The following is a 2237-nucleotide window of genomic DNA, read 5'->3' on the forward strand; positions in this document are numbered from 1 at the left end:
GGGATCGGCGCCCTCATCCCAACCGCGGACCAGGCCGAGCGTCCGGTGGACGTCTTCTTCCCCGGCGCTTCGAAGCCGAAGCAGGATGCTGCACAGCCTGCGTCCGCGCCCGAGCCGACCGAGCCGCCGCACGACGACGAACTCGCCGCGGTGCCCGGCATCCGGCTGATCCAGGTCGACCCGCAGAAGATCGTGCCGAACCCCCGGCAGCCACGCACCCATTTCGACGAGGACGACCTCGCAGAACTGGTGCACAGCGTCAAGGAGTTCGGCGTCCTGCAGCCGGTCGTCGTTCGGAGAAACGGCGACGACGACTTCGAGCTGATCATGGGCGAGCGGCGTACGCGCGCCGCCCGCGAAGCCGGACTGGCGTCGATCCCCGCCATCCTCCGCGAGACCGCTGACGAGAACCTTCTCCGCGATGCCCTGCTCGAGAACCTGCACCGCTCCGAGCTGAACCCTCTGGAGGAGGCGTCCGCGTATCAGCAGCTCCTCGAGGACTTCGGCATCACCCAGGAGGAGCTCGCCAGCCGGATCGGCCGCTCCCGCCCGCAGATCAGCAACACGATCCGCCTGCTGCGCCTGCCGCTTCCTGTCCAGCAGCGTGTCGCGGCCGGCGTGCTTTCCGCCGGGCACGCGCGAGCCATCCTGTCGGTCGAGGATCCGGAGCGCATGCAGCAACTCGCCGACAAGGTCGTCAATGAAGAGCTCTCGGTGCGCGCCACCGAGCAGGCGGCGAAGAACCTGCCCGCGGCGGCGGGGACGGCGCCCCGCCCGACACCCGGTGCGCGTCGTGCGTACCTCGACGAGGTGTCGACGAAGCTCGGCGACCGCCTGAACACACGCGTGCAGATCACGCTGGGGGCAAGAAAAGGCCAGCTCAAGATAGATTTCGCGTCGATCCAGGACCTGAATCGCATCCTGTCGGAGATCGGCGAGGAGGAGTACGGCTCGCGCTGAGACATTTGGCGTACACACCCGAACGATTTCTGCAGCGGGCAGACGGAAGGCACTAAGCTCCGATCACCAGCTCGGCGAGGAGGCCCCCGTGACCCAGTCAGTGCTACCCGCAGCCATCCGTGGCCGCGTCATCGGAGTCAGCATCGCCGCGGCGCTCGGCGGTTTCCTGTTCGGTTTCGACACCGCGGTGATCAACGGCGCCGTCGATGCGCTGGCCGGCGCGTTCGACCTCGGCGTCGCGCTGAAGGGGTTCGCGGTCTCCTCCGCACTGATCGGTTGTGCGATCGGCGCGTGGTTCGCGGGACCGGTGGCCAATCGTCTTGGGCGCGTACCGACGATGCTGATCGCCGCAGCGCTGTTCTTCATCTCCGCTCTCGGGTCTGGCCTCGCCTTCGGCGTGGTCGATCTCATCGCGTGGCGCGTGATCGGCGGGCTCGGGGTCGGCGCGGCATCCGTCATCGCCCCTGCCTACATCGCGGAGGTGTCACCCGCTCACGTCCGAGGGCGCCTCGGCTCGCTCCAGCAGCTCGCCATCGTCACCGGCATCTTCGTCGCCCTGCTCTCCGACGCCATGCTCGCGAACGTCGCAGGGGGTGCAGCCGAGCCGCTGTGGGGCCTCGAGGCGTGGCGGTGGATGTTCATCGCCGAAGCCGTCCCGGCCCTGATCTACGGAATCGCGTCACTCCGGCTTCCCGAGTCGCCCCGCTACCTCGTCGCACGCGGCGACATCGACAAGGCGACCCAGGTGCTGACAACGGTCACCGGTGCTGTCGACGTGGAAGGCAAGATCAAGGAGATCACCGGCACCATCAACACCGAGAGCCGCGGCTCGATGCGCGACCTGCGCGGCAACCGCCTCGGCCTGAAGCCGGTGGTCTGGGTCGGCATCCTGCTCAGTGTGTTCCAGCAGTTCGTCGGCATCAACGTGATCTTCTACTACTCGACCACCCTGTGGCGCTCGGTCGGATTCGACGAGTCAGACGCCCTCACGATCACCGTCATCACCTCAGTGACGAACATCGTGGTCACCATCGTGGCGATCATGCTCGTGGACCGCGTCGGCCGCCGCCTGATGCTGCTGGTGGGATCGATCGGTATGGCCGCGACACTCGGACTGATGGCGGTCGCCTTCTCGTTCGGCGCCCTGAACGCGGCGGGCGACGTGGTGCTGCCCGACCCGTGGGCGACGGTCGCGCTCATCTCGGCAAACGCATTCGTGGTGTTCTTCGGCGCGACGTGGGGGCCACTGGTGTGGGTGCTGCTCGGCGAGATGTTCC

At 67.7% G+C, this 2237-nt stretch carries 2 protein-coding genes; both read left to right on the top strand.

Annotated features, from left to right (window positions below):
• The coding region (locus tag RIN18_RS17570) for a ParB/RepB/Spo0J family partition protein (protein ID WP_309105268.1) at positions 1 to 960 on the top strand (960 nt) is incomplete at its 5' end.
• 88 nt (positions 961 to 1048) lie between these two features.
• Positions 1049 to 2237 (top strand): sugar porter family MFS transporter (locus RIN18_RS17575; RefSeq protein ID WP_309105269.1); only part of this gene is annotated, 1189 nt, incomplete at its 3' end.

The sequence above is a fragment of the Microbacterium sp. genome, from assembly GCF_031179285.1.
GTDB lineage: Bacteria > Actinomycetota > Actinomycetes > Actinomycetales > Microbacteriaceae > Microbacterium.